At 70.7% G+C, this 23,358-nt stretch carries 27 protein-coding genes and 1 riboswitch; of the genes, 12 read left to right on the forward strand and 15 right to left on the reverse strand.

The genetic code is table 11. The features are described 5' to 3' along the window. Positions 1-77: 77 nt before the first annotated feature. A complete protein-coding gene (locus tag QIT00_RS35855; RefSeq protein ID WP_282539688.1) occupies positions 78-1,700 on the reverse strand; it encodes a beta-N-acetylhexosaminidase in 1,623 nt (540 codons plus the stop codon). After that, the gene (locus QIT00_RS35860; protein WP_282539689.1) at positions 1,697-1,909 is read right to left on the reverse strand and encodes a hypothetical protein; all 213 of its coding nucleotides are present in this window, start codon (positions 1,907-1,909) and stop codon (positions 1,697-1,699) included. The genes QIT00_RS35855 and QIT00_RS35860 overlap by 4 nt, the downstream gene beginning before the upstream one ends. A gap of 322 nt (positions 1,910-2,231) precedes the next feature. On the opposite strand from QIT00_RS35860, the gene QIT00_RS35865 reads away from it, so the two are divergent. The 6 genes from QIT00_RS35865 to QIT00_RS35890 all read left to right on the forward strand — a co-directional run bounded on the left by QIT00_RS35865 (position 2,232) and on the right by QIT00_RS35890 (position 7,106). Next, positions 2,232-2,789, forward strand: coding sequence for a 2-oxo-4-hydroxy-4-carboxy-5-ureidoimidazoline decarboxylase (locus tag QIT00_RS35865; RefSeq protein WP_282539690.1), 558 nt, complete (start codon positions 2,232-2,234; stop codon positions 2,787-2,789). Between the two features lie 137 nt (positions 2,790-2,926). Continuing rightward, a complete protein-coding gene (gene sdhC / locus QIT00_RS35870; RefSeq protein WP_282510925.1) occupies positions 2,927-3,307 on the forward strand; it encodes a succinate dehydrogenase, cytochrome b556 subunit in 381 nt (126 codons plus the stop codon). A gap of 5 nt (positions 3,308-3,312) precedes the next feature. Next, a complete protein-coding gene (locus QIT00_RS35875) occupies positions 3,313-3,792 on the forward strand; it encodes a succinate dehydrogenase hydrophobic membrane anchor subunit (protein ID WP_282539691.1) in 480 nt (159 codons plus the stop codon). Positions 3,793-3,817: 25 nt separating this feature from the next. Continuing rightward, positions 3,818-5,572 carry a succinate dehydrogenase flavoprotein subunit gene (gene sdhA / locus QIT00_RS35880; RefSeq protein WP_282539692.1) on the forward strand — a complete coding sequence of 585 codons (1,755 nt, stop codon included), beginning with the start codon at positions 3,818-3,820 and terminating at the stop codon, positions 5,570-5,572. Beyond that, complete coding sequence (locus tag QIT00_RS35885; RefSeq protein ID WP_282539693.1) at positions 5,572-6,330, forward strand: succinate dehydrogenase iron-sulfur subunit; 759 nt, start codon at positions 5,572-5,574, stop codon at positions 6,328-6,330. The genes sdhA and QIT00_RS35885 overlap by 1 nt, the downstream gene beginning before the upstream one ends. Before the next feature lie 146 nt (positions 6,331-6,476). Next, a complete protein-coding gene (locus QIT00_RS35890) occupies positions 6,477-7,106 on the forward strand; it encodes a Uma2 family endonuclease (protein WP_282539694.1) in 630 nt (209 codons plus the stop codon). Positions 7,107-7,129: 23 nt separating this feature from the next. Here QIT00_RS35890 and QIT00_RS35895 read toward each other — a convergent pair whose 3' ends face one another. Continuing rightward, a complete protein-coding gene (locus QIT00_RS35895) occupies positions 7,130-7,669 on the reverse strand; it encodes a PaaI family thioesterase (protein WP_282539695.1) in 540 nt (179 codons plus the stop codon). Between the two features lie 66 nt (positions 7,670-7,735). Here QIT00_RS35895 and QIT00_RS35900 point away from each other — a divergent pair, with 66 nt between their 5' ends. The 4 genes from QIT00_RS35900 (at position 7,736) to QIT00_RS35915 (ending at position 10,004) form a co-directional block, all read left to right on the forward strand. Beyond that, positions 7,736-8,149, forward strand: coding sequence for a VOC family protein (locus QIT00_RS35900; RefSeq protein ID WP_282539696.1), 414 nt, complete (start codon positions 7,736-7,738; stop codon positions 8,147-8,149). Positions 8,150-8,261: 112 nt separating this feature from the next. Then, entirely contained in the window at positions 8,262-8,687 is a 426-nt protein-coding gene (locus QIT00_RS35905; protein ID WP_282539697.1) for a hypothetical protein, read from the forward strand. 4 nt (positions 8,688-8,691) lie between these two features. Continuing rightward, a complete protein-coding gene (locus QIT00_RS35910; RefSeq protein WP_282539698.1) occupies positions 8,692-9,207 on the forward strand; it encodes a thiol-disulfide oxidoreductase DCC family protein in 516 nt (171 codons plus the stop codon). Between the two features lie 11 nt (positions 9,208-9,218). After that, complete coding sequence (locus QIT00_RS35915) at positions 9,219-10,004, forward strand: TetR/AcrR family transcriptional regulator (protein WP_282539699.1); 786 nt, start codon at positions 9,219-9,221, stop codon at positions 10,002-10,004. Here the strand turns inward: QIT00_RS35915 and QIT00_RS35920 are convergent. From QIT00_RS35920 to QIT00_RS35935, 4 genes are all read right to left on the reverse strand, one after another. Then, positions 10,001-10,447 (reverse strand): hypothetical protein, encoded by a 447-nt coding sequence (locus QIT00_RS35920; RefSeq protein ID WP_282539718.1) that lies wholly within the window; start codon positions 10,445-10,447, stop codon positions 10,001-10,003. The genes QIT00_RS35915 and QIT00_RS35920 overlap by 4 nt on opposite strands. Beyond that, positions 10,432-10,866 (reverse strand): ATP-binding protein, encoded by a 435-nt coding sequence (locus QIT00_RS35925; protein WP_282539700.1) that lies wholly within the window; start codon positions 10,864-10,866, stop codon positions 10,432-10,434. Before QIT00_RS35925 ends, QIT00_RS35920 begins: the two co-directional genes overlap by 16 nt. A 179-nt stretch (positions 10,867-11,045) precedes the next feature. Continuing rightward, positions 11,046-12,410, reverse strand: a complete 1,365-nt coding sequence (locus QIT00_RS35930) for a metallophosphoesterase (protein WP_282539719.1) — start codon at positions 12,408-12,410, stop codon at positions 11,046-11,048. 54 nt (positions 12,411-12,464) lie between these two features. After that, the gene (locus tag QIT00_RS35935; protein ID WP_282539701.1) at positions 12,465-12,707 is read right to left on the reverse strand and encodes an SCO4848 family membrane protein; all 243 of its coding nucleotides are present in this window, start codon (positions 12,705-12,707) and stop codon (positions 12,465-12,467) included. Between the two features lie 175 nt (positions 12,708-12,882). Between QIT00_RS35935 and QIT00_RS35940 the strand changes: the two genes are divergently transcribed. Then, complete coding sequence (locus QIT00_RS35940) at positions 12,883-14,085, forward strand: D-alanyl-D-alanine carboxypeptidase family protein (RefSeq protein ID WP_349017236.1); 1,203 nt, start codon at positions 12,883-12,885, stop codon at positions 14,083-14,085. 52 nt (positions 14,086-14,137) lie between these two features. On the opposite strand, the gene QIT00_RS35945 is transcribed toward QIT00_RS35940, so the two are convergent. From QIT00_RS35945 to QIT00_RS35975, 7 genes are all read right to left on the reverse strand, one after another. Further along, positions 14,138-15,022: a YihY/virulence factor BrkB family protein gene (locus QIT00_RS35945; RefSeq protein ID WP_282539703.1), complete on the reverse strand. Its 885-nt coding sequence runs from the start codon at positions 15,020-15,022 to the stop codon at positions 14,138-14,140. Then, positions 15,010-15,441, reverse strand: coding sequence for a GtrA family protein (locus QIT00_RS35950; RefSeq protein ID WP_349017237.1), 432 nt, complete (start codon positions 15,439-15,441; stop codon positions 15,010-15,012). The genes QIT00_RS35945 and QIT00_RS35950 overlap by 13 nt, the downstream gene beginning before the upstream one ends. Before the next feature lie 32 nt (positions 15,442-15,473). Further along, on the reverse strand, positions 15,474-16,427 hold the full coding sequence (locus tag QIT00_RS35955; RefSeq protein ID WP_282539705.1) for a decaprenyl-phosphate phosphoribosyltransferase: 954 nt from the start codon (positions 16,425-16,427) through the stop codon (positions 15,474-15,476). After that, complete coding sequence (locus tag QIT00_RS35960; RefSeq protein ID WP_408909922.1) at positions 16,420-16,962, reverse strand: phosphatase PAP2 family protein; 543 nt, start codon at positions 16,960-16,962, stop codon at positions 16,420-16,422. Before QIT00_RS35960 ends, QIT00_RS35955 begins: the two co-directional genes overlap by 8 nt. A 261-nt stretch (positions 16,963-17,223) precedes the next feature. Continuing rightward, entirely contained in the window at positions 17,224-17,814 is a 591-nt protein-coding gene (locus QIT00_RS35965) for a 2'-5' RNA ligase family protein (RefSeq protein ID WP_282539707.1), read from the reverse strand. A 47-nt stretch (positions 17,815-17,861) separates the two neighbouring features. Further along, positions 17,862-18,881: a tryptophan--tRNA ligase gene (gene trpS / locus QIT00_RS35970; RefSeq protein WP_408909923.1), complete on the reverse strand. Its 1,020-nt coding sequence runs from the start codon at positions 18,879-18,881 to the stop codon at positions 17,862-17,864. Positions 18,882-19,175: 294 nt separating this feature from the next. Beyond that, positions 19,176-20,627: a glycine hydroxymethyltransferase gene (locus tag QIT00_RS35975; RefSeq protein ID WP_282539709.1), complete on the reverse strand. Its 1,452-nt coding sequence runs from the start codon at positions 20,625-20,627 to the stop codon at positions 19,176-19,178. 74 nt (positions 20,628-20,701) lie between these two features. Continuing rightward, positions 20,702-20,788: riboswitch (ZMP/ZTP riboswitch) on the reverse strand. Positions 20,789-20,920: 132 nt separating this feature from the next. Here QIT00_RS35975 and rocD point away from each other — a divergent pair. Continuing rightward, entirely contained in the window at positions 20,921-22,126 is a 1,206-nt protein-coding gene (rocD, locus tag QIT00_RS35980) for an ornithine--oxo-acid transaminase (RefSeq protein ID WP_282539710.1), read from the forward strand. A gap of 47 nt (positions 22,127-22,173) precedes the next feature. On the opposite strand, the gene QIT00_RS35985 is transcribed toward rocD, so the two are convergent. Then, positions 22,174-23,358, reverse strand: a complete 1,185-nt coding sequence (locus QIT00_RS35985) for a glutathionylspermidine synthase family protein (protein ID WP_282539711.1) — start codon at positions 23,356-23,358, stop codon at positions 22,174-22,176.

A 23,358-nucleotide genomic window follows, 5' to 3' on the forward strand; every position in this document is an offset into this window, starting at 1 on the left:
TCCAACACACCGGCAAGGGAGTCCGCCACCGAAAGCGCTCAAGATCGATGGATCCGCGCGGAGTCAGCTCAGCGGAGTCAGCTCAGCTGCTTCGCCAGATTCTGGAAATCGGGCCAGGACAAGGCGGGTTTCCGCTCGTCCCACACCTTCTGCGCCATGGCCCACAGGGGCATCCGGATGCCGTCGGCGATCTGCGCCTGCGTCTGTGACTCGGACAGATCGCACCAGACCGCGAACCGCGCGCCGAGGATCTGCTCGTCGTACTTCTCCGCGACGGGCTTCGTGCCCCGCACCACCAGCGGCGTCCACTCCTTGTAGATGCGCTCGCCGGTCGGGTACGTGAACTCGTTGGGCTCGCCCAGGACGTAGTAGAGGTACTCGTCGTTGAGGTTGACCAGCTTGCGGCCCGCGTCCAGGTACTCCACCGGCTCGCGGGCGCCGATCTCCTTGCCCGTCCAGTACTCGACCTCGATGTCCTTCGCCGCCTTCACCGTGCCGCCGCGGAAGAACCCGTCGTTCCAGGCCTTGAGCTTCTTGCCGGTCGGCCGGACGGTGTCCGCGCGGTCGTTGAGCCAGCCCGTCGCCAGGTCCTGCACCTTCGCCGCGCCGCCGTACTTCTGCTGCGCCGCCCGCGCCAGCTGCGGGTACGAGGCCTCCGGGTCCGAGGCCATCAACGCCTGGTACTCATCGGCGCCCAGGTGCCAGTAGCCGCCCGGGAACAGCTTCGCGTACTCCTTCAGGAGCTCGTCGACGATCTTCGCGGAGGCCGGTTTCGATATGTCCACCGCGCCCCGCGCCGGCACCCCGCTCGCACTCACCAGCTGCAGGTCCGGGTGGGCGCGGATCACCGCACCCAGGTGCCCGGGAGAGTCGATCTCCGGGATCACCGTGATGTGCAGGTCCTGCGCGAGCTTCACGATCCGCCGCACCTCGGCCTTCGTGAGGTGCTGCTCCGACACCACCTCGGGGTGGTCGTCCGACTCGATCCGGAAGGCCTGGTCGTCCGAGAAGTGCAGCCCCAGCTGGTTGTACTTGAGGTCCGCGATCTCCCGTACCCGCTCCTCGATCCACTCCGCCGAGAAGTGCTTGCGCGCGATGTCCAGCATGAACCCGCGCTGCGCCTTGGCCGGTTCGTCCCGTACGACCCCTTCGGGCGCGGTGCCGTCGCCGCTCGTCATCTGCTTCAGGGTCCGCGTGCCGTAGAAGACACCGGCGTCGTCCGTCGCGGATATCCGCACCCGCTTGCCGCTCACGTCCAGGGTGTACGCCTCCCCGCCCGCATCGCCCGAGTTCAGGACCAGCTCGACGTCGCCCGGCCCGGCCTTCGCGCCCTGCGCGTACTTCAGCTGCAGCTCACCGGCGACCAGCCGCCCCTCGTCGGCCAGCTCGTCCGCGTCCTTCTCGGCGACGACGACCTGGCCCTCGGGCCCCGGCTTCCAGCCCGGTCCGCGCGCGGCCTCGTGCTCGGCCACGGCGGGGATCGTCTGCGGCGCCTTCGACACCGGGTAGGTCGGGCTCGGCTCGGCCGCCCGCGGCGGTGGGCTGTTGTCCGCCCGGTCCGCCCCGCCGCCCTCCGAGCCGCCGGGCCAGACGGTCACGGCGAGGAGCACGGCACCCGCGGCGGCGACGGCGCCGCCGGCTATCGCCCCGGTCCTGCGCCGGCCGCCACGCTCCGCGCGCCGTCCGTGCTGCCCGGTCATATGTGGCTCCCGGTGCCCGGGCCGTCGGCCGTCGTTCCCGCGTCCGTCGTTCCCGCGTCCGTCGTTCCCGCGTCCGTCGTTCCCGCGTCCGTCGTTCCCGCGTCCGTCGTTCCCGCGTCCGTCGTTCCCGCGTCAAAGATCATCCGCATCACGTGAGCAACCTCCCATGAGAGGCGACACCCCGGAACGGTTTCCGGACGGTCGTCCACGACACGCACCGAAACTCTCCCGTCCGGGTGAAAATCGCGCATCCGTCGGACAGCTCCCGTCACGCGTCGATAGCGTGACGCCACTTCTTCGCCCGAGTTCTTCGCCCGAAGATGTCTCGTCTGTCGGCTTCTTTCGTCTGTCGGCTCGGTCTGTCGGCTTCCTCGTCCGTCGGGGCCGGGCCCGACTCCCACCGGCGCCTTCCACCGGCACCGCCTCACCTAGGAGCGCACGCTGCACACGCCTCCGCCACCGCGCGCCAGGACACTGCCCGAGCCCGGGGCCATACCGGCCCGAGGCCGCGGCAGCGGCCCCACCTCCACGGTGCACCGGGGTCTCCAGGTCTTCAACCGCGCCCCCGAGACCACGGCCACCACCTGGCTTCTCACCTGCTGCGGCAGCCCCGCCTGGGCCGGGCGTCTCGCCGCCCACCGCCCGTACCCGACCACGGACGCCCTGCTCGCCGCCGCCGACGAGGCCGCCTACGACCTCGCGCCCGCCCAGCTCGCCACCGCCCTGGCCGCCGAACGGCCGCACGGCCCGCACCCCTCCGGCATCCCCGCCGCCGCCCGCACCGCGCTCGACGCCGCGCACGCCGCGTACGAGAGCCGTTTCGGCCATGTCTTCGTCATCGCCCTGGCGGCCTACCGGCCCGACGAGCACCTCGACCAGACCCTCGCCGGACTCCGCGCCCGCCTCGCCAACGACGCCGAGGAGGAGCGCGTCGTCACCGCCGAGGAGCTGCGGCGGGTCGCCCGGGCGCGGCTCACCCGGCTCGTCTCCGGCATCGGCGCGCAGGCCGTCGGCGAGGCGGTGAAACCCGGGAAATCGGGGGAATTTCCGGACTCAGGCCCGGCCGATAGCCCGTACGTGCCTGTTTGATCACACCTGACGACCCCGCGCGGGCGTGCCGACAGTTGGTCGATACGATGACGGACGGCCGGTGGACCGTACCCGGCCGGGCCAAACCGACACAGAAGCCGGCGCGGCCCCAATCCCCGCTCCCGGAGGGTTCTTCCGTGCCGGCTGGAACGCTGTACCGCGGCCGGGAAGGAATGTGGTCCTGGGTGGCTCACCGAGTCACCGGCGTCCTCATCTTCTTCTTCCTGTTCGTACACGTCCTCGACACCGCACTCGTGCGTGTCTCCCCCGAGGCGTACGACGAAGTCGTGGCCACCTACAAGACACCGCTGGTCGCACTCCTTGAGTACGGCCTCGTCGCGGCCATCCTCTTCCACGCGCTCAACGGCCTGCGCGTCGTCGCCGTCGACTTCTGGTCGAAGGGCGCCCGCTACCAGAAGCAGATGCTCTGGACCGTCATGGCCATCTGGTTCGTGCTGATGGTCGGGGCGCTCTACCCGGTCCTCGGCCACGCCGTCCGCGAAGTCTTCGGGAGCTGAGGCACATGTCCGCTGACACGACCGCTGCCACGACCGACGACGTGACGCTCTACGACGTGGACAACCCCGCGCCCGTCATCGAGCCGCCGCGCCAGCGCACCAAGAAGACCCCGAGGGCGCCCCATAAAAAGGGCAGCAACTTCGAGATGTACGGCTGGCTGTTCATGCGCCTGTCCGGCATCGTCCTGGTCGTCCTGGTCCTCGGCCACCTGCTGATCCAGCTCGTCCTCGACGGCGGCGTCTCCAAGATCGGCTTCGCCTTCGTGGCCGGCCGCTGGGCCTCGCCGTTCTGGCAGGCCTGGGACCTGATCATGCTGTGGCTCGCCATGTTGCACGGCGGCAACGGCCTGCGCACGATCATCAATGACTACGCCGAGCGCGACAACACGCGCTTCTGGCTCAAGATGCTGCTGTACACCGCGACGGCGTTCACCGTCCTCCTGGGCACGCTGGTGATCTTCACCTTCGACCCGAACATCCGCTAGGCCCGCGGGACTGAGGCAACCACTGATGAAGATCCACAAGTACGACACCGTCATCGTCGGCGCCGGCGGCGCCGGCATGCGCGCCGCCATCGAGGCGACGAAGCGCAGCCGCACCGCCGTGCTGACGAAGCTCTACCCCACCCGCTCCCACACGGGCGCCGCGCAGGGCGGCATGGCCGCCGCGCTGGCCAACGTGGAGGAGGACAACTGGGAGTGGCACACCTTCGACACGATCAAGGGCGGTGACTACCTGGTCGACCAGGACGCCGCCGAGATCCTCGCGAAGGAGGCCATCGACGCGGTCCTCGACCTGGAGAAGATGGGCCTGCCCTTCGGCCGTACGCCCAAGGGTGAGATCGACCAGCGCCGTTTCGGCGGTCACTCCCGCAACCACGGCGAGGCTCCGGTCCGCCGCGCCTGCTACTCCGGCGACCGCACCGGCCACATGATCCTCCAGACGCTGTACCAGAACTGCATCAAGGAGGGCGTGGAGTTCTTCAACGAGTTCTACGTCCTCGACCAGCTCATCGTCGAGGTCGACGGCGTCAAGCGCTCCGCCGGCGTGGTCGCGTACGAGCTGGCCACCGGCGAGATCCACGTCTTCCAGGCGAAGTCGGTCATCTACGCCTCCGGCGGCACCGGCAAGTTCTTCAAGGTGACCTCCAACGCGCACACGCTCACCGGTGACGGCCAGGCAGCCTGCTACCGGCGCGGACTGCCGCTCGAGGACATGGAGTTCTTCCAGTTCCACCCGACCGGCATCTGGCGCATGGGCATCCTGCTCACGGAGGGCGCCCGCGGTGAGGGCGGCATCCTGCGCAACAAGGACGGCGAGCGCTTCATGGAGAAGTACGCGCCCGTCATGAAGGACCTGGCCTCGCGCGACGTCGTCTCCCGCGCGATCTACACCGAGATCCGCGAAGGCCGCGGCTGCGGTCCCGAGGGCGACCACGTCTTCCTCGACCTGACGCACCTGCCGCCGGAGCAGCTGGACGCCAAGCTCCCGGACATCACCGAGTTCGCGCGTACGTACCTCGGCATCGAGCCCTACACGGACCCGATCCCGATCCAGCCGACCGCGCACTACGCCATGGGCGGCATCCCGACCAACGTCGAGGGTGAGGTCCTGGCGGACAACACCACCGTCGTGCCGGGTCTGTACGCGGCGGGCGAGGTCGCCTGCGTGTCGGTGCACGGCGCCAACCGCCTGGGCACCAACTCGCTGCTCGACATCAACGTGTTCGGCCGCCGCTCCGGCATCGCCGCCGCCGAGTACTCCGCGAAGGCCGACTTCGTCGAGCTGCCGGAGAACCCGGCCGAGCTGGTGCAGGAGCAGGTCGAGCGGCTGCGGAACTCCACGGGCAACGAGCGCGTGGCGGAGCTCCGCAAGGAGCTGCAGGAGACCATGGACGCCAACGTCATGGTGTTCCGCACCGAGCAGACCATCAAGACCGCGGTCGAGAAGATCGGCGAGCTGCGCGCGCGCTACAAGAACGTGTCCGTCCAGGACAAGGGCAAGCGCTTCAACACCGACCTTCTGGAGGCCATCGAGCTGGGCAACCTGCTCGACCTGGCCGAGGTCATGGCCGTGTCCGCCCTGGCCCGCAAGGAGTCCCGCGGCGGTCACTACCGCGAGGACTTCCCCAACCGCGACGACGTGAACTTCATGCGCCACACCATGGCGTACCGCGAGGTCACCGCGGACGGCCAGGATTCCGTCCGGCTCGACTACAAGCCGGTCGTCCAGACCCGCTACCAGCCGATGGAGCGTAAGTACTGATGGCAACTCCCGTACTGGACAAGGTCGAGGCCGAGGCGGCCGCCTCTCCGTACATCACGGCCACGTTCCGGATCCGCCGCTTCAACCCGGAGATCTCGGACGAGGCCACCTGGGAAGACTTCCAGGTGGAGATCGACCCGAAGGAGCGCGTCCTCGACGCCCTCCACAAGATCAAGTGGGAGCTGGACGGGTCGCTGACCTTCCGCCGCTCCTGCGCGCACGGCATCTGCGGCTCCGACGCGATGCGGATCAACGGCAAGAACAGGCTCGCCTGCAAGACGCTGATCAAGGACATCAACCCTGAGAAGCCCATCACGGTCGAGGCCATCAAGGGCCTGACGGTCCTGAAGGACCTGGTCGTGGACATGGAGCCGTTCTTCCAGGCGTACCGCGACGTCATGCCGTTCCTGGTCACCGAGGGCAACGAGCCGACGCGCGAGCGCCTGCAGTCCCCCGAGGACCGCGAGCGGTTCGACGACACGACCAAGTGCATCCTGTGCGCCGCGTGCACGTCCTCGTGCCCGGTGTTCTGGAACGACGGGCAGTACTTCGGCCCGGCCGCCATCGTCAACGCGCACCGCTTCATCTTCGACTCGCGCGACGAGGCCGGGGAGCAGCGCCTGGAGATCCTCAACGACCGTGACGGCGTGTGGCGTTGCCGCACGACCTTCAACTGCACGGACGCCTGCCCGCGCGGCATCGAGGTCACGAAGGCGATCCAGGAAGTGAAGCGAGCGCTGATCACGCGCCGCTTCTGAGGATCCTTTCCTTACGTGTCCGAGGCCCCGCCTCCCTGCTGGGAGGCGGGGCCTTCGCCTGTATGGGTGAACGCCTCGGGACCAGACGTTCGAGGCAAGGCCGGTCTACGATGATGGCCTCGACACCAGCCCACCGGAGGCACCCGATGTCCGCAGCACCCATCGAGTACCAGTACCCCGGACGTCCGGCTGCACCCGGGCGACTGACCCTGCTCGACGAGGCCAACCGCCTCATGGAGCGCAATCCGGGCTACCGCGTCGAGATCATCGAAGGCCAGATCACCATGACTCCACCGCCTGACGCGGCCCACGCCCGCGCCCTGTCCCGACTGCGCCGACCGTTCGTCGCCGCCGGGCTGGACGGCGGCGAGACGGAAGTCTTCGAAGGCATCGGGCTCTGGCTGCCAACGGGAGCCGAGGACTTCGCCATCCCCGACCTGTCCATCGTGGACGCCGACGTCGACGACCACCTCGTCGAGAACAACTGCTACGACCCGGTCTGCTTCCGGCTGGTCCTGGAGGTCACCTCCAGCAACTACCGCGCTGACCTGCGCACCAAGGTCGCCGCCTACGGAGACGCCAAGGTCCCCGTCTACCTGATCGTCGACCGCAAGCACCAGCGCCTCCACACCCTCACCGAGCCACTGGCCTCGGGCTACGACAACCACCAGGTGTACGCACCCGGCCAGACCGTCACCCTCCCCGAATCCATCGGCGCCGAAGTAACCCTCGACGTAGCCGAGATCCTCACGGCCGGCGAGCCGCGCCGGGCCTGAACCGGCGTACGTACACCGGGAGTTCACCCCCGCCCGACCACCGCGCACGTCGTCGTCCCATGCGCGTACAACTTCCCGTCCCCCGCGCCCGTGACCGTCGCCTCCGACGTCGCGATGGAGCGGCCCACGTGCAGGGCGCGGCCGACGCAGCGCAGCGGGCCCGTGCCGGCGTGGGCCGGGCGGACGATGTTGACGTTCATCTGGACCGTGGTCTGGCCCGTGCCCGCGGGCAGCAGCGTCAGGACGGCGGAGCCGAGGGCGCAGTCGAGGAGCGAGGCCAGGTAGCCGCCGAAGAGCATGCCGTAGCCGTTGAGCAGATGCCCGCCGGACTCCCCCTCGAACTCCACTTCCCCGGGCCGCACTTCGAGCAGTTCGATGCCGAGCGTGGAGGCGATGGGCGGCGGCGGGACGCGGCCCTCCAGGATCTCCCGCAGGAGCTGCTCACCCGAGAACCCCGCCAGGGACTCGGGCGGCAACGGCGGCAGCCAGGTGTGCGTACGCGTCAACGGCATCATCGGTTCGGTCATGCCCTCAGGTTCGGTCATGCCTGCAGGTTCGGTCATGCCCTCAGGTTCGGGTGGAATCGCCGCCTCCTCAAGGATCGCGGGTACGCGCCCTAATCTGACGCCATGTCACTTCAACTGCTCGGCTTCGACAACGTCCTGCTCCCGGTGGGCGATCTGGGCGAGGCCGTGGACTTCTACGAGCGGGTCGGCTTTCCGCTCTCCTTCCGGCTCGACGAGGCCGGGATCGCCCTGCTGAAAGTGGGCGAGGAGACGCCCGGTGTGCTGCTGCGCCAGGAGGACGGTCTGCTTCCGCGCGCGCCCGGCACCTGGACACCGCGCGTCTGGCTGGAGGTGCCGGACGCCCGCGCGGCCGCCGGGGGCCTGGCCGCCGCCGGCCTGCGCCCCGATCCGCCGCTCTCCGTCTCGACCGGCTGGACCGTCGAACTCGCCGATCCCTGGGGCAATGTCATCGGTTTCACGGACTACCTGAAGCGCCCCTCGCTCGCGCGGAAGGAGTCCGCCGAGACTCCCGCTTGAACGTGTTCAAAAACAGGTCTACAGTCCATGACAACAGCTTTTGAACGCGTTCAAGAGGGCTGACGACGGCATCCTGCCGTCCCCTCGGACGCCTTGAAAGGGGCAGGGACCCATGGACCTCACCGTCCTCGCGTACGTCGTCTACCTGGCGATCAGCATCGCCCTCACCGTCTGGGTGGCCCGCACCCTCAGCCGCAACGGGCGGATCTTCCTCGGCGACGTCCTACACGGCAACGAGAAGCTCGCGGAGGCCGTCAACCACCTTCTGGTCGTCGGCTTCTACCTGGTCAACCTCGGCTTCGTCGCCCTCTACCTGGGCGCCGACGACGAGATCACCAGCGCCCGCGCGGTCTTTGAGGCGCTGTCGGTGAAGCTGGGCGTCGTCCTGCTCGTCCTCGGCGTGATGCACCTCGGCAACGTGTGGGTGCTCAACAAGATCCGGCGGCGCGGAATGATGGAGCGCGAGCAGCTTCCGCCCGTACCGCCGCAGGGGCTGAGCGGGCAGCAGGGTGTCTGGGCCAAGCCGGCCGGGGCCTGAGCCGATGACCGCCGAGACAACGGCCGCCGACCGGGACCCCGCGCGGGTCCCGGTCCGCCGGCTCACCGTCCTGTACGACGCCAACTGCCCGCTCTGCACCCACGTACGCCAATGGCTCGCCCGGCAGCGGAAGTTGGTGCGGCTCGACCTGGTGCCCGCCGGGTCCGAGGAGGCGCGGCGGCGGTTCCCGGGGCTCGACCACGGGGCCACGCTCGACGAGATCACCGTCGTCGCCGACGGCGGCCAGGTCTACCGGGGGCCCGCCGCCTGGGTCGTCACCCTGTGGGCCCTCGCCGAACACCGCCCGCTCGCCCACCGCCTGGCCACTCCGGCCGGCGCCCGCCTCGCGCGCGGCGCCGCGCTCGCCGCCGCCAAGTGGCGCGAGGGGTACCGGGGGCGGCCCGGGGGCGGCTGGGGCGGCGGGGTGTACCGCACCTCCGACGGCTGGGCCTACGACCCGAAGCACGGCTGGAGCCGTACGACACCGTCCTGTGCCGACGGCTCCTGCACCACTGGTTAGGCTCTGTCACCGTGGCAGCGACGAACGACGAAGCAGACGCGAACCCCGGCGGGGACGAGGGCCGGAAGTCCCCCGCGAAGAGCGAGCAGACCCGCGCCCTGATCCTCGAGACGGCCATGCGGCTCTTCCAGGAACGCGGCTACGACAAGACGACGATGCGGGCCATCGCCAAGGAGGCCGGGGTCTCCGTCGGCAACGCGTACTACTACTACGCGGGCAAGGAACACCTCATCCAGGGCTTCTACGACCGGATCGCCGCCGAGCACCAGGCGGCGGTCCGGCCGGTCCTGGACCGCGAGACCGACCTGGAGGCGCGGCTCGCGGGCGTGCTGCGCTGCTGGCTCGACATCGCCCAGCCGTACCACGAGTTCGCCGCGCAGTTCTTCAAGAACGCCGCCGACCCGGACTCCCCGCTGAGCCCGTTCTCGACCGAGTCGGAGCACGCCCGCGAGGCCGCCATAGACGTGCACCGCGAGGTGCTGCGCGGCTCCAAGTCCAAGGTGCCCGAGGAACTCCGGGAGATCCTCCCCGAGTTGATGTGGCTCTCCCAGATGGGCCTCGTCCTGTACTGGGTCTTCGACCGCTCCCCCGGCCGCACCCGCAGCTACCGCCTGGCCGCCCGCGGCGCCCGCCTCACCACCCGCGGCGTGGCCCTGTCCCGCTTCCGCGTCCTGCGCCCCCTGGTCCGCGAGGTGCACGAACTCTTCACGGACTTCCTGCCGGGGATGACACGAACGGAGCCCTCCGCGAAGCCCGAGGCGGACAAGGAGGGCCCGAGCCAGCGGGGCGAGCGCTAGCGGCCACGCCCGTACCCGCTCGCTCGGGTGTTCTCGCCCAGTTCGCGCATGGCCCACGCGTGAGCGCTGATCTGGCGGCGCAGGGAGCCCGTCGTGAAGAGGGCCACGCCCGCCGCCGACACCGGGACGGAGAGGGCGAGGACCGCCAGGGCCTCGGGCCAGTCGCGTTCGTCCTCGCACCAGTCGCCGCGCTGCAAACCGCCGTTGGCCGTGCCGTACTCGGTCAGGAGGCGGGACTCGCACTCCCGCGGGTGCTGGTCGTCGGGCTTCCTGTCGACCTCGTACGGGGTGAGCAGCAGCAGGGCGCACCAGGTCCACTGCAGGGCGGCGACGACCAGCAGGACGACGCCCCAGCTGCGTATCCGGGTGGCTCTGTCGCGGTAGTCGAGGTCGTACTCGCGTGCTCGCGTGCTCGCATGCCGTGAATCTAGCCCGCGAGGCAGGGCTCGGCCGAGCCGACCAGGACCCAGACCGTCTTTCCGTGCGGGCCGCGCCGCCACACTCCCCACGCGTTCGCCACCGACTCGACCAGCTGCAGGCTCCGCCCCTGGTCCTCGCCGCCCAGGCCCGCCAACAGGCCGGGACCGGCGTGGAGTTCGGGCCCCGTGTCGGACTCGTCGGAGACCTCGATGAAGCACGTGCCGTCCGCGAGGACCGTCACCGCCACCTCGAACTCCCGCTCCCGCAGGGGCCCATGGCGTACGAGGAGGGTCGCGAGCTCGGAGACGAGGAGGGCCGCGTCGGCCACGGCGGGGGCGTGCGTGCCGTGGCCCCAGGCCGCCATGTGGTCGCGGACGCGCAGCCGGGCGAGGCCGACCGACGCCGGGTGCCGGGGCAGCCGGAACGCCGCACGTCTGAGCACGACCCACCTCCCGGCGTCTCTACGCGAACTCCCCCGCGTACGGTCACGGGTTCTGCACGCCCGACAACCCCGATGCTGCGCCGTTGCGCCGGGTGATGCCAGAGGGGCGGGCGTCAAGAACCGAGGACTGGCCGGAACCGGCCCCCGGGGGAGGGCGCCTGGGGAGGGCGCCGGGGGGCTCAGGCCTGGCGCGAGGCCAGCGTCACCACGGTGATGTCGGACGGCGCCCCCACCCGCACCGGCGGACCCCAGGCGCCCGCGCCCCGGGTGACGTACAGCTGGGTGTCGCCGTACCGCTCCAGACCCGCCAGGGTCGGGTTGGCGAGGTCCGCGATGATGTTGCCGGGCCACATCTGGCCGCCGTGGGTGTGCCCGGAGAGCTGCAGGTCGACGCCGTGCCGGACCGCGTCGTGGATCATCACCGGCTGGTGGGCGAGGAGCACGGAGGCGCGGCCGCGGTCGCGGTCGCCGAGCGCCTTGGCGTAGTCGGGGCCGTCCGCGTACCGCTCGCCCGCGAGGTCGTTGACGCCCGCGAGGTCGAAGCCGTCGATCTCCACGCGGGCGTTCTCCAGCGGGTGCAGACCGAGTTCGCGTACGTGGTCGACCCACTGCTCCGCGCCGGAGAAGTACTCGTGGTTGCCGGTGACGAAGAACGAGCCGTGCCGGGCGCGCAGTCGGGCCAGGGGCTCGGCGGCCGGGCCGAGGTTCTCGACACTGCCGTCGACCAGGTCGCCGACCACCGCGATCAGGTCGGGCTGCGTGGAGTTGATGGTGTCGACGATGCGCTGGGTGTGGGCGCGGCCCAGGATGGGGCCGAGGTGGACGTCGCTGACGACGGCGATCCTGAACCCGTGGGCGGCGCGCGGGAGTTTGGCCAGCGGCACGGTGACGCGCTTGACGCCGGGGCCACGCAGCACGTTGTTCGCCCCGTACCCGACGGTGCCGAGGGCGGCGGCCACGGCGGCACCCGCGACGACGCGGGAGACGAAGAGGCGGCGGGAGGGGCCGCTCGTCGCGCCGGTGAGGGCGGCGGGCGTGTCCGGCACCGAGGGCGGCGGCGACAGCGGCGGCGGCGACAGCGGCGGCGGCTCCGATCCGGCGTCCGCCAGGGCGGGTTCGGGGTCGGGCGCGGTGTCGGCAGGGGCCGGGGTCGTGACGGGCTTCGCGCTCGGCGCCCTGGCGGGGGTGGTGGTGACGGGGGTGGCGGGCGCCTCCGCGGGGGCCGCGGCCGGGGGCGCGGGCGCCTGCGCGGGGGCCGGTTGCCGCATCCGTACGTCCGCGCGCCGCAGCACGCGCAGCAGCACCGGTCGTACGACCTCGCCCACGAGCAGCGCGAGCGTCAGGTAGATGGAGACCGCCATCCACAGATAGCCGGGCCAGGCGAGGACCTGCTGGAGCCAGAACGGCGCCCCGGCGCGGTCGCTCATGAACCCGGCGATCATCACCAGCGGCCCGGCGACGAACACGGCCGTGCCGACCCGGCGGGCCCACGTGCGCCGCACCGTGGTGTCGCGCACCACGCGTCGCCAGCCGTACCACTGCATGCCGATGACGAGCGCCAGGATCGCGAGGAACAGGAAGCTCACGGCCGGGACTCCCTATGACTTTCGGCGCAGTGCACGCACGCCGCGCAACCCGATGACCCCGATGACCGTCCCCAGGACAAAGGACACCACGGCAAGCAGCAGATGGACCCAGAAGTACCCGGTCGGGTCACCGGCGTCGTCGAAGGCGAGCCCGCTTCCGTCCTTCCAGAGGTTCTTGACGAAAGTGATCCAGATGACCCAGGACCAGACGCCGAAGGCGAGCAGGAACCACGAGACCGGGCGGCTGAGCTTCATATCCCCAGTATCGCGCCCGGCTCGCGCACCCCGCCGTCGGGGTGGTTCGAGTGATGATCCGAAGACACAGCCGAACGGGCCGCGCACAGCTGGGCGAATCCCCTGTACGTTCCTCACCGTGCCTGCCTTGACTGCGTCTGTGACTGCATCTCTTAAGCGAACGACCGCTGTTGCGGTGGTTTCCGCCGCTTTTCTGACCGCTTCTGTCGCCGCTCCCGCGGTCGCGGACGAGAAGCCGGGCAACAAGCCGGACAAACCGAAGCCCCCGGCGACGATGTCCCAGGTCGGCGGCGCGCGGCTCGGCGAGGCGGGTACGCAGGTCAACCTCGGGCCGGGCGTCCCGGCGCTGCCGAAGAAGCTCTCGGGCCGCTCCTGGATCGTCACGGACGCCGAGTCGGGCGACGTCCTCGCCGCGCACAACGCGCACTGGCGGCTGCCGCCCGCGAGCACGATGAAGATGCTCTTCGCGGACACGGTCCTGCCGAAGTTCCCCAAGGACCAGAAGCACCTGGTGAAGCGGGAGGAGCTGCTCGACGTCGGCGTGGGCAGCAGCCTCGTCGGCATCAAGGAGAACAACACGTACAGCGTGCACGACCTGTGGCTCGGGGTGTTCCTGCGCTCCGGGAACGACGCGGTGCACGTGCTGTCCCACATGAACGGCGGCATCGAGAAGACCGTCGCCGACATGCAGAAGCGCGCCGACGAGCTGCAGGCCCGCGACACCCACGTGGTCAGCCCCGACGGCTACGACGCGAAGGGCCAGGTCTCCTCCGCGTACGACCTGACGCTGATCGCCCGATCCGGGATGCAGGAGGAGGACTTCCGGGAGTACGCGGCGACCGCCACCGCCCAGTTCCCCGGTGAGCAGAAGAAGGGCAAGAAGCGCGGGCACTTCGCCATCCAGAACACCAACCGCCTGCTGACCGGCGCCGACGGCGTGACCCCGTATAAGGGCATCGCGGGTGTGAAGAACGGGTCCACGACGAACGCGGGCACGACGTTCACCGGGGTCGCCGAGCGGGACGGGAAGGTGCTGCTCGTCACCGTCATGAACCCGGACTCGGACGAGTCGATGGCCGTCTACAAGGAGACCGCGCGCCTGTTCGACTGGGGCTTCGCCGCCGCCGGGAAGGTCAAGCCGGTGGGCGAGCTGGTCGCCCCGGCGAGCGCGGACCAGCACGCGAAGGGGGCGGCCGCGCCCGAGAAGACCCCTGCCGGGGAGAAGTCCGAGGCCGCCGCGGGCAAGGGCGAGTCGAGCGGTGTCGGCATCGCGCTCGCGGTCACGGGTGGGGTGCTTGTGCTGGTCGGTGCGGGTGTGTTCCTCGTGAACCGGCGTTGGCCGCTGCCTGAGCTGGTTCGGCGGTTGCCCCGTAGGTAGTCGGGCCCGCACCGTCGGCTCGGGTGCCGTCTATCGCCCTGCGGGCTCGTCCTCAAACGCCGGACGGGCTGTCTTTCGCCGCCTCGGGCTCCTTGCTGCGTGTCGCCGTCCAAGCCGCGCAGAAGAGGAGCAGCTTCGCCGTGAAGTTGATCCACAGGAGCAGGGCGACCGGGGTGCCGAACGCGCCGTACATCGACTTGCCCGCGACGCCCTTGATGTAGCCGCCGAGCAGGGCCTTGAGGAGTTCGAAGCCGACGGCCCCGATCAGCGCGGCGACGACAAGGCGGCGGCGCGGCGGATGCACGCCGGGCAGAAGGGTCAGGACGTACAGCAGGATCAGGAAGTCCGCGAGGACGGCCAGGGCGAAGACCGCGGCGGAGAGCAGCGGGCCGGTCCAGCCCTGGTCGTCCAGGCCGAGGGCCTCGGTGATCCGCTTGACCGCGGTGTTGCCGATGGCCGAGGCGACCAGCGAGACGAGGCCCACCCCGCCGAGCCCGACGAGTACGCCCGCGTCCTTGACCTTGCGCAGGAACGGGTTCTCCTCCTCGTCGTCCTTCTCCCACACCGCGCGCAGGCAGTCCCGCATCGAGCCGACCCAGCCGATGCCGGTGAAGAGCAGCAGTGCGCCGGCGATCAGGCCGACGGTGCCCGCGTTCTGCACGAGGGCGTTGATGTCGAGCTGTTCGGAGATGCCCGGGACCTGCTCGCTGAGCTTGTCCTGCAGTTCGGCCTGCTGCTTCTTGTTCAGGGTCGCGGCGGCCGCGGCGGCGGCGACGGTCAGCAGCGGGAACAGCGCCAGGAAGCTGAGGAAGGTCATCGCCGCGGCCAGGCGCGACCAGTGCACTCGTTCGAGTGTTTCGTAGCTGCGGTAGGCGTGCGTGTCCATCAGGCGGGTCACGAGCGGCCCGATGACGGGGAGGTTCTTCAGCCAGTCCATGATCTCTGTCTGCCCTCCGAGCGGAAGACCAAAGTCCGAGTACCCCAGAAGCGGACCACAGTGGCCAGCGCCATGCCGACTCCCGCGCCGGACACGGTGTCCGCGGTCTGTGAGGTGAGGCCGAGCCCGTAGTGCGAGCAGGCCAGGCAGAGGAGTTGCACGAGGGCTCCCGCGACGTTGACCGCGAGGAACACCGCGTACTGGCGGAGCCGGGAGCCGTCCGGGGCGCGGTGCCGGTAGGTGCCGAGGGCGTTGCCCGCGTACGCGACCGTGCAGCCCGCGACGAAACCGGCGGCCTTGGCGGTCAGCGGGTCCAAGGCGGCCGGGCCGCGCAGCCAGACGAACAGGGCCAGGTCGGCGGCGTACGCGCAGACGCCGAAGAGGGCGAAGCCGACGAGTTCGGCGCGCCGCACGCTCACAGGTCGGCGACCGCTCACAGGTCGGCGACGGCTCACAGGTCGGCGACCGCGAGGCCGTACAGGCTGAGCCAGACCAGGCCGATCAGGGCGAGCGGGCGGTCGCGCAGGACGACGTCCTCGGGCTCGCCCGCGCTGCCCCGGTCGGCGAAGACGGCGTACCGCAGGACCGCGAGGATGAACGCGACCATGGACAGCTGGCGCCACGGCAGCAGTGCCGCGTCGGCGACGCCGCCGGACTCCATCGCCCACAGGCAGTAGGCGAGGACGGCGACGCCGGCGGCGAGTTGCCAGACGAAGCGCAGGTAACCGGCGGTGTACTCGGTGAGCAACGCCCGGGTGGCGCCCGTACGTTGCTCATCCACCGTGACGGACTCGGAGTAGCGCTTCGCGGAGACCATGAACAGCGCGCCGAAGCCGGTCGTGATCAGGAACCAGCGGGAGAGCGGGATGCCGAGGGCGACGCCGCCGATCACCGCGCGCATCAGGAACCCGGTGGTGACGACGACCAGGTCGACGACGAGGACGTGCTTCAGGCTGACGCAGTACGCGAGTTGCATGCCGAGGTACGCGGTGAGCAGCACCGCGGTCATCGGGGTGCAGAGGGCCGCGGCGGCGAGCGGCGCGAGCACGCCGAGCAGCCCGCCGACCGCGTACGCGACGGGCACCGGGACCTGTCCGGACGCGACGGGGCGGCGGCACTTGGTGGGGTGGGCGCGGTCGGCCGCGACGTCACGGGCGTCGTTGATCAGGTAGACGGCGGCAGCCGCGGCGGTGAACAGGCCGAAGACCAGGGCGAGTTGGACGGCCGCGGCACGGGAGAACAGCTCACCGGCGGCGGCCGGGGCGGCGACGACCAGGACGTTCTTGACCCACTGGCGTGGCCGGGCGGTCCTGAGCAGGCCGAGCGGCAGGCCGGCCGGTCCCGGCCGTTCGGGGTCCTGGCGCTGGGGGCGGCGCTGCTCGACGAGTGCGGTGCGCTCAGCCACGATCGCCTCCGGGCACGGCCACTGCGGCGGAAGGACGGCCTCCGGGGGTGGTCCAGGCGGCGCCGACACGGGCGGCGAGGGCTCCGAGGGCCGCTCCCGCCGCGACGTCGCTCGGGTAGTGCACGCCGACGACCAGGCGGGAGACGCACATCGCGGCGGCGAGCGGCGGGACGAGGCGGGCCCCGGCGGGGCGCAGGGCGCCGTAGGCGACGGCGGCGGCCGCGGCGGAGGTGGCGTGCGAGCTGGGGAAGGAGTGCCGGCCCGCGGTGCGGACGAGGGGCTCGGCGTCGGGGCGCGGGCGGCGCACGACGCGCTTGACGCCCATGCTCGTCAGGTGCGCGGCCGCGGTGAGCGCGGTGGCACGCAGCCAGGCGGCGCGGCGCTCCCGGTCGAGGGCGGCGCCGGTGAGTCCGGCGGCGAGCCAGAGCGCGCCGTGCTCCCCGGCGAACGAGAGAGCGCGGGCCGCGGCGGCCACCCGCCGGTCGCTGCCGCAGTCCCGTAGCGCGGCGAGCAGTCTGCGGTCCAGGTCGTGCACCGGGCCTCCCAGGCGTATGGTCGAACATCCCGCTTCATCCCGCTTCATCCCGCTACATTCGGGTTCATCCGGATGCATCCGGTTTCATCCCGCTGCATTCAGCTTCATTCCGCTTCATTCCGTTCTGCCGCAAATAACCCTTCTGCCAATTGCGTTAAGAATTACGGCAATACGAAGCGACACTCGCTCAATCACCCGTTCCGGGCACGCCAAAGGGCCCGCTCGGTGAACGGGCCCTGGAAGAGCTGGAAGAGGGAGAGGTCAGGCGGTGGGCAGCGGGCCGCGCGGGGTGCAGGAGTCCTGCGGCTCGCCCTGCGCCGGAACCGTCGCCGAGCCGAAGGAGAACTCGCGCAGCTTGCGCCAGACGGCGTCCGGGCCCTGCTCGTACAGCGCGAAGCCGGTGACGGACCACTCGGCGGCGTACTCGGCGAGCTCGGCGAACGCGCGGTCCATGGCCGCCTCGTCGATGCCGTGCGCCACCGTAACATGCGGGTGGTACGGGAACTGCAGCTCGCGCGCGACCGGCCCGGAGGCGTCCCGCACCTGCTTCTGCAGCCAGGTGCAGGCGTCGGCGCCCTCGGCGATCCGGACGAACACCACCGGGGACAGCGGGCGGAACGTGCCCGTGCCGGAGAGCCGCATCGGGAAGGGCCGGCCGAGTCCGGCGACCTCTTCGAGGTGCCGCTCGATCGCGGGGAGCGCGGCCCTGTCGACCTCGGTCGGCGGCAGCAGCGTGACGTGGGTGGGGATGCCGTGTGCCGCGGGGTCCCCGAAGCCCGCGCGCCGCTCCTGGAGCAGGCTGCCGTGAGGCTCCGGGACCGCGATCGAAACGCCGAGCGTTACGGTCCCCACGTCGTTCTCCTTGGTCGGGTGCGGGCGGTGCTCTGTGGCCGGTACGTTCAGTGCTTCGCCGGGACGAATCCGACCCTGTCGTACGTGGCGGCCAGCGTCTCCGCCGCCACGGACCGGGCCTTCTCCGCACCCTTGGCCAGGATCGAGTCCAGCGTCTCCGGGTCGTCGAGGTACGCGTGCGTACGCTCGCGGAACGGGGTCACGAACTCGACCATGACCTCGGCGAGGTCGGTCTTCAGCGCACCGTAGCCCTTGCCGGCGTACTTCTGCTCCAGTTCCGGAATTCCCGTTCCGGTCAGGGTGGAGTAGATGCTCAGCAGGTTGGAGACGCCCGGCTTGGCCTGCTGGTCGAAGCGGATCTCGGTGTCCGTGTCGGTCACCGCGCTCTTGACCTTCTTGGCCGTGGCCTTCGGCTCGTCGAGCAGGTTGATGAGGCCCTTCGGCGTGGAGGCCGACTTGCTCATCTTGATCGACGGGTCCTGAAGGTCGTAGATCTTCGCCGTCTCCTTGAGGATATGCGGCTTCGGGACCGTGAACGTCTCGCCGAAGCGGCTGTTGAACCGCTCCGCGAGGTCACGGGTCAGCTCGATGTGCTGGCGCTGGTCCTCACCGACCGGGACCTCGTTCGCCTGGTACAGGAGGATGTCCGCGACCTGCAGGATCGGGTACGTGAACAGGCCGACGGAGGACCGGTCCGCGCCCTGCTTGGCGGACTTGTCCTTGAACTGCGTCATACGAGAGGCCTCGCCGAAGCCGGTGAGGCAGTTCATCACCCAGGCGAGCTGCGCGTGCTCGGGCACGTGGCTCTGCACGAAGAGGGTGCAGCGCTCCGGGTCGAGCCCGGCGGCGAGGAGCTGGGCCGCGGCGAGCCGGGTGTTGGCGCGCAGCTCGGCCGGGTCCTGCGGGATGGTGATCGCGTGCAGGTCGACGACCATGTAATGCGCGTCGTGGGTCTCCTGCAGGGACACCCACTGGCGGACGGCGCCGAGGTAGTTGCCGAGGTGGAACGAGCCGGCGGTGGGCTGGATTCCGGAGAGCACGCGAGGTCGGTTGGCCATGGGGCCCATTGTCTCAGGTGCGGGGCGTTGTTCGGCCCCGCTCCCGGTGTTGCCTCCCCCACGCCACGGGGCTCCGCCCCGGCCCCCGCTCCTCAATCGCCGGAGGGGCTCAATTTGAGCCCCTCCCCGCCCCTTCCCGAGAGCTTGCAGCAGCTTCGGGGCTGCGCCCCAGGCCCCCGCTCCATCGTTCGGCTGCCGCGCCGTCGTGGCTGGTCGCGCCCCGCGGCGGAGCCGCAAATGTCACAGCCCCGCGCCCCTGAAAACCAGCCCCTCCGGCGATTGAGGAGGCCCGTCCGGCAGGACTCAGCTCAGGTCCACACCCGGGTACAGCGGGAACCCGCTCACCAGGTCCGAGGCGCGGCGGGCCACCTCGTCGGAGACCTTCTCCTCAAGCACGTGCTGCGCCTTCGACGGCGCGCCCTTCGCCGTCGTGCCCGGCTCCGTCGCCGTCAGCACGGTGTCGATGAGAGCCGCGATTTCGTCCATCTCGGAGACCCCAAGCCCCCGCGTCGTCAGCGCGGGCGTCCCGATCCGGATGCCCGACGTGTACCAGGCGCCGTTCGGGTCGGCCGGGATCGCGTTGCGGTTGGTGACCACGCCGGAGTCGAGCAGCGCGGCCTCGGCCTGGCGCCCGGTCAGGCCGTACGAGGACGCCACGTCGATCAGGTTCAGGTGGTTGTCCGTACCGCCCGTGACGAGGGTGGCGCCGCGCCGCATCAGGCCCTCGCCGAGCGCGCGGGCGTTGTCGACGACGCGTTGCGCGTAGCCCTGGAAGTCGGGGCGGCGGGCCTCGGCGAGTGCCACCGCCTTGGCGGCCATGACGTGCGGGAGCGGGCCGCCGAGGACCATGGGGCAGCCGCGGTCGACCTGGTCCTTGAGGCTCTCGTCGCACAGCACCATGCCGCCGCGCGGGCCGCGCAGCGACTTGTGCGTGGTGGTGGTGACGATCTGCGCGTGCGGTACGGGGTCGAAGTCGCCGGTGAGGACCTTGCCGGCGACGAGGCCCGCGAAGTGCGCCATGTCGACCATCAGCGTCGCGCCGACCTCGTCGGCGATCTCCCGCATGGTCCGGAAGTTCACCAGGCGCGGGTAGGCCGAGTACCCGGCGACGATCACCAGCGGCTTGAACTCGCGGGCCTGGGCGCGCAGCGCCTCGTAGTCGATCAGGCCGGTGGCGGGGTCCGTGCCGTAGGAGCGCTGGTCGAACATCTTGCCGGAGATGTTCGGGCGGAAGCCGTGCGTGAGGTGGCCGCCCGCGTCCAGGGACATGCCGAGCATCCGCTGGTTGCCGAAGGCCTGGCGCAGTTCGGCCCAGTCGGCGTCGGAGAGGTCGTTGACGTTGCGGACACCGGCGGCGGCCAGGGCCGGGGCCTCGACGCGGTCGGCGAGGACCGCCCAGAACGCGACCAGGTTGGCGTCGATGCCGGAGTGCGGCTGGGCGTAGGCGTGCCGCGCGCCGAAGAGTTCGCGGGCGTGCTCGGCGGCGAGGGCCTCGACGGTGTCGACGTTGCGGCAGCCGGCGTAGAAGCGGCGGCCGACGGTGCCCTCGGCGTACTTGTCGCTGAACCAGTTGCCCATGGCGAGCAGCGTGGCCGGGGACGCGTAGTTCTCGGAGGCGATCAGCTTGAGCATCTCGCGCTGGTCGTGCAGCTCCTGGCCGATGGCGTCGGCGACGCGGGGTTCGACGCCGCGGATCACGTCGAGGGCGCTGCGGAACGCCGTCGATTCGGTGGAGTGGGGCGGGGTGGTGGACATGGGAGGGACCTCCGGACGCGGTGACGGTCGTTATCGGTACGACGTTCCTGCACGACGTTCTCGTACGACGTTCTCGGTACGGCCCAGGCGCACGGCACACAGTTCACGGGCCGCTCCCCGATGGTTGATCCCATCTCAGCGCGCCAGTCACGACCCGCTGCTCACCTTACCGGCGTGCATGGCGGGCGAGGTTTCCTCGTCCGTCATGCGAGCGACGATAGGCATGACGATAGGCATGGGGGGCGACATCCCGCCCCCCGTGGGTCCCTAGCTTCACGACGAACGGAGATCCCGTGTCCCGTACGGAACAGGCCATCGCCTCGGCCGACGCCCACAGCGCGCACAACTACCACCCGCTGCCCCTGGTCGTCGCCACAGCCGAGGGCGCCTGGATGACCGATGTCGAGGGGCGCCGCTACCTCGACATGCTCGCCGGGTACTCGGCGCTGAACTTCGGGCACGGCAACCGGCGTCTGCTCGACGCGGCCCGGGCCCAGCTGGAGCGGGTCACGCTGACCTCGCGGGCCTTCCACCACGACCGCTTCGCGGACTTCTGCACACAGCTCGCCGAGCTCTGCGGCATGGACATGGTGCTGCCGATGAACACCGGCGCCGAGGCCGTCGAGACCGCCGTGAAGACCGCCCGGAAGTGGGGCTACCAGACCAAGGGCCTCCTGGACGGCACGGCGAAGATCGTGGTCGCGGCCGACAACTTCCACGGCCGTACGACGACGGTCATCAGCTTCTCCACGGACCAGGAGGCCCGCGCCGACTTCGGCCCGTACACGCCGGGCTTCGAGATCGTGCCGTACGGCGATCTGGAGGCGCTGCGGGAAGCCATCACCGACAACACGGTCGCCGTGCTGCTCGAACCGATCCAGGGCGAGGCGGGCGTCCTCGTACCGCCGGCCGGGTACATGGCGGGCGTGCGCGAGCTGACCCGCGAGCGGAACGTGCTGTTCATCGCCGACGAGATCCAGTCGGGCCTCGGCCGTACGGGCAAGACCTTCGCGTTGGAGCACGAGGGTGTAGTGCCGGACATGTACGTGCTCGGCAAGGCGCTCGGCGGCGGGGTCGTCCCGGTGTCCGCGGTGGTCTCCTCGGCGGATGTGCTCGGGGTGTACAAGCCGGGTGAGCACGGCTCGACGTTCGGCGGGAACCCGCTCGCCTGCGCGGTCGCCCTGGAGGTGATCGCGATGCTGCGCACCGGCGAGTTCCAGGAGCGGGCCGCCGACCTTGGCGACCATCTGCACCGCGAGCTGAAGCTGCTCGCCGGCGGCGGCGCGGTGCGGGAGGTGCGCGGGCGCGGGCTGTGGGCGGGCGTCGACATCGACCCGTCGTTCGGCACGGGCCGGGAGATCTCGGAGAAGCTGATGGACCGGGGTGTCCTGGTGAAGGACACCCACGGGTCCACCATCCGGATCGCGCCGCCGCTGGTGATCTCCAAGGAGGACCTGGACTGGGGGCTCGACCAGCTGCGGGCGGTACTCACCAAGTGACCAAGTGACCGAGTGACCAAGTGACCGAGTGAGCCCGCCCGCAACGGCTAAAGGATCACGTGCGGAAGGAACCGCGCGTACTCGTCCGTGATCAGACCCGACGACTCCCGGATGCCGAGCCCCGCCGCCTCGTCCTCGACGACCCACGCGCCGAGCACCACACGGTTGCCGTCGAAGTCGGGCAGCGGGGCCAACTCCTGGTAGCAGCACGGCTCGTCGCGCGGCACCGGCTCCGCGCCCGCCTCGTGCACGGTGACGCCCGCGCCCTCGCGGCCGAGCAGCGGCTTCGCCACGTACCCGCCGTCCGCGGCGAGTTCGCGAGGGCCGTCCAGGTAGGCGGGCAGCAGGTTCGGGTGGCCGGGGTAGAGCTCCCAGAGGATCGCGAGCAGCGCCTTGTTGGAGAGCAGCATCTTCCAGGCCGGCTCGATCCACAGGGTGGAGCCGGTGCCGCCGCCATTGTCCAGGGTGTCCAGGACCTGCGGGCCGAAGGGGTCGGTGGCCAGCCACTCCCACGGGTAGAGCTTGAAGCAGCTGCGGATGAAGCGGAGCTTCTCGTCCACGAACCGGCCGGAGATCCGGTCCCAGCCGATGTCCTCCATCGCGATCGCCTCGGTGTCGATCCCGGCCTGCTGTGCGGTCTCGCGCAGGTACGCGACCGTCATCAGGTCCTCGCCGAGCTCGTCGCCGTTGGAGTGGGCGAAGTACAGCGGGCTGCCCGGCGGGAGCAGCGCGGCCTGCTTCTTCCAGGCGTCGACCAGGCGCTCGTGCAGCGAGTTCCACTGGTCGGCGCCGGGAAAGCGCTCCTCCATCCAGAACCACTGCGGGCTCGCCGCCTCCACAAGGGAAGTGGGCGTGTCCGCGTTGTACTCCAGCATCTTGGCCGGGCCCGTGCCGTCGTACCGCAGGTCGAACCGCCCGTACACGGACGGGAGTTCGGGCTTGCGCCGCCAGGCCTCGGTGATCAGCGAGGCGAGGCGCGGGTCGGTGATGCCGAGGTCGGCGAAGCGGTCCCGCTCGACGATGTGCGCGGCCGCGGCCAGGCACATGGCGTGCAGCTCCTCGACGACCTCCTCCAGGGCCTCGACCTCCGGCAGCGAGAAGACGTAGTACGCGCTCTCGTCCCAGTACGGGCGGAGGGAATCGTCCGGGTAGCGGGTCAGGGGGTAGACGCAGCCCTGCTCCTCCACCGTCTGCTGCCAGCCCTCGCGGGGTTCGGTCGTGCGGCGCTCCAC

It is taken from the genome of Streptomyces luteolus (assembly GCF_029968015.1).
Classification (GTDB): Bacteria; Actinomycetota; Actinomycetes; order Streptomycetales; family Streptomycetaceae; genus Streptomyces; species Streptomyces luteolus.

Bases quoted from the DNA above. Each gene is read 5' to 3' on its own strand.
- QIT00_RS35855 (WP_282539688.1), bottom strand. From the start codon at position 1,700: ATGACCGGGCAGCACGGACGGCGCGCGGAGCGTGGCGGCCGGCGCAGG.
- QIT00_RS35875 (WP_282539691.1), top strand. From the start codon at position 3,313: ATGTCCGCTGACACGACCGCTGCCACGACCGACGACGTGACGCTCTAC.
- sdhA (WP_282539692.1), top strand. From the start codon at position 3,818: ATGAAGATCCACAAGTACGACACCGTCATCGTCGGCGCCGGCGGCGCC.
- QIT00_RS35885 (WP_282539693.1), top strand. From the start codon at position 5,572: ATGGCAACTCCCGTACTGGACAAGGTCGAGGCCGAGGCGGCCGCCTCT.
- QIT00_RS35890 (WP_282539694.1), top strand. From the start codon at position 6,477: ATGTCCGCAGCACCCATCGAGTACCAGTACCCCGGACGTCCGGCTGCA.
- QIT00_RS35895 (WP_282539695.1), bottom strand. From the start codon at position 7,669: ATGACCGAACCTGCAGGCATGACCGAACCTGAGGGCATGACCGAACCG.
- QIT00_RS35900 (WP_282539696.1), top strand. From the start codon at position 7,736: ATGTCACTTCAACTGCTCGGCTTCGACAACGTCCTGCTCCCGGTGGGC.
- QIT00_RS35905 (WP_282539697.1), top strand. From the start codon at position 8,262: ATGGACCTCACCGTCCTCGCGTACGTCGTCTACCTGGCGATCAGCATC.
- QIT00_RS35910 (WP_282539698.1), top strand. From the start codon at position 8,692: ATGACCGCCGAGACAACGGCCGCCGACCGGGACCCCGCGCGGGTCCCG.
- QIT00_RS35930 (WP_282539719.1), bottom strand. From the start codon at position 12,410: ATGCAGTGGTACGGCTGGCGACGCGTGGTGCGCGACACCACGGTGCGG.
- QIT00_RS35935 (WP_282539701.1), bottom strand. From the start codon at position 12,707: ATGAAGCTCAGCCGCCCGGTCTCGTGGTTCCTGCTCGCCTTCGGCGTC.
- QIT00_RS35945 (WP_282539703.1), bottom strand. From the start codon at position 15,022: ATGGACTGGCTGAAGAACCTCCCCGTCATCGGGCCGCTCGTGACCCGC.
- trpS (WP_408909923.1), bottom strand. From the start codon at position 18,881: ATGGGCCCCATGGCCAACCGACCTCGCGTGCTCTCCGGAATCCAGCCC.
- QIT00_RS35975 (WP_282539709.1), bottom strand. From the start codon at position 20,627: ATGTCCACCACCCCGCCCCACTCCACCGAATCGACGGCGTTCCGCAGC.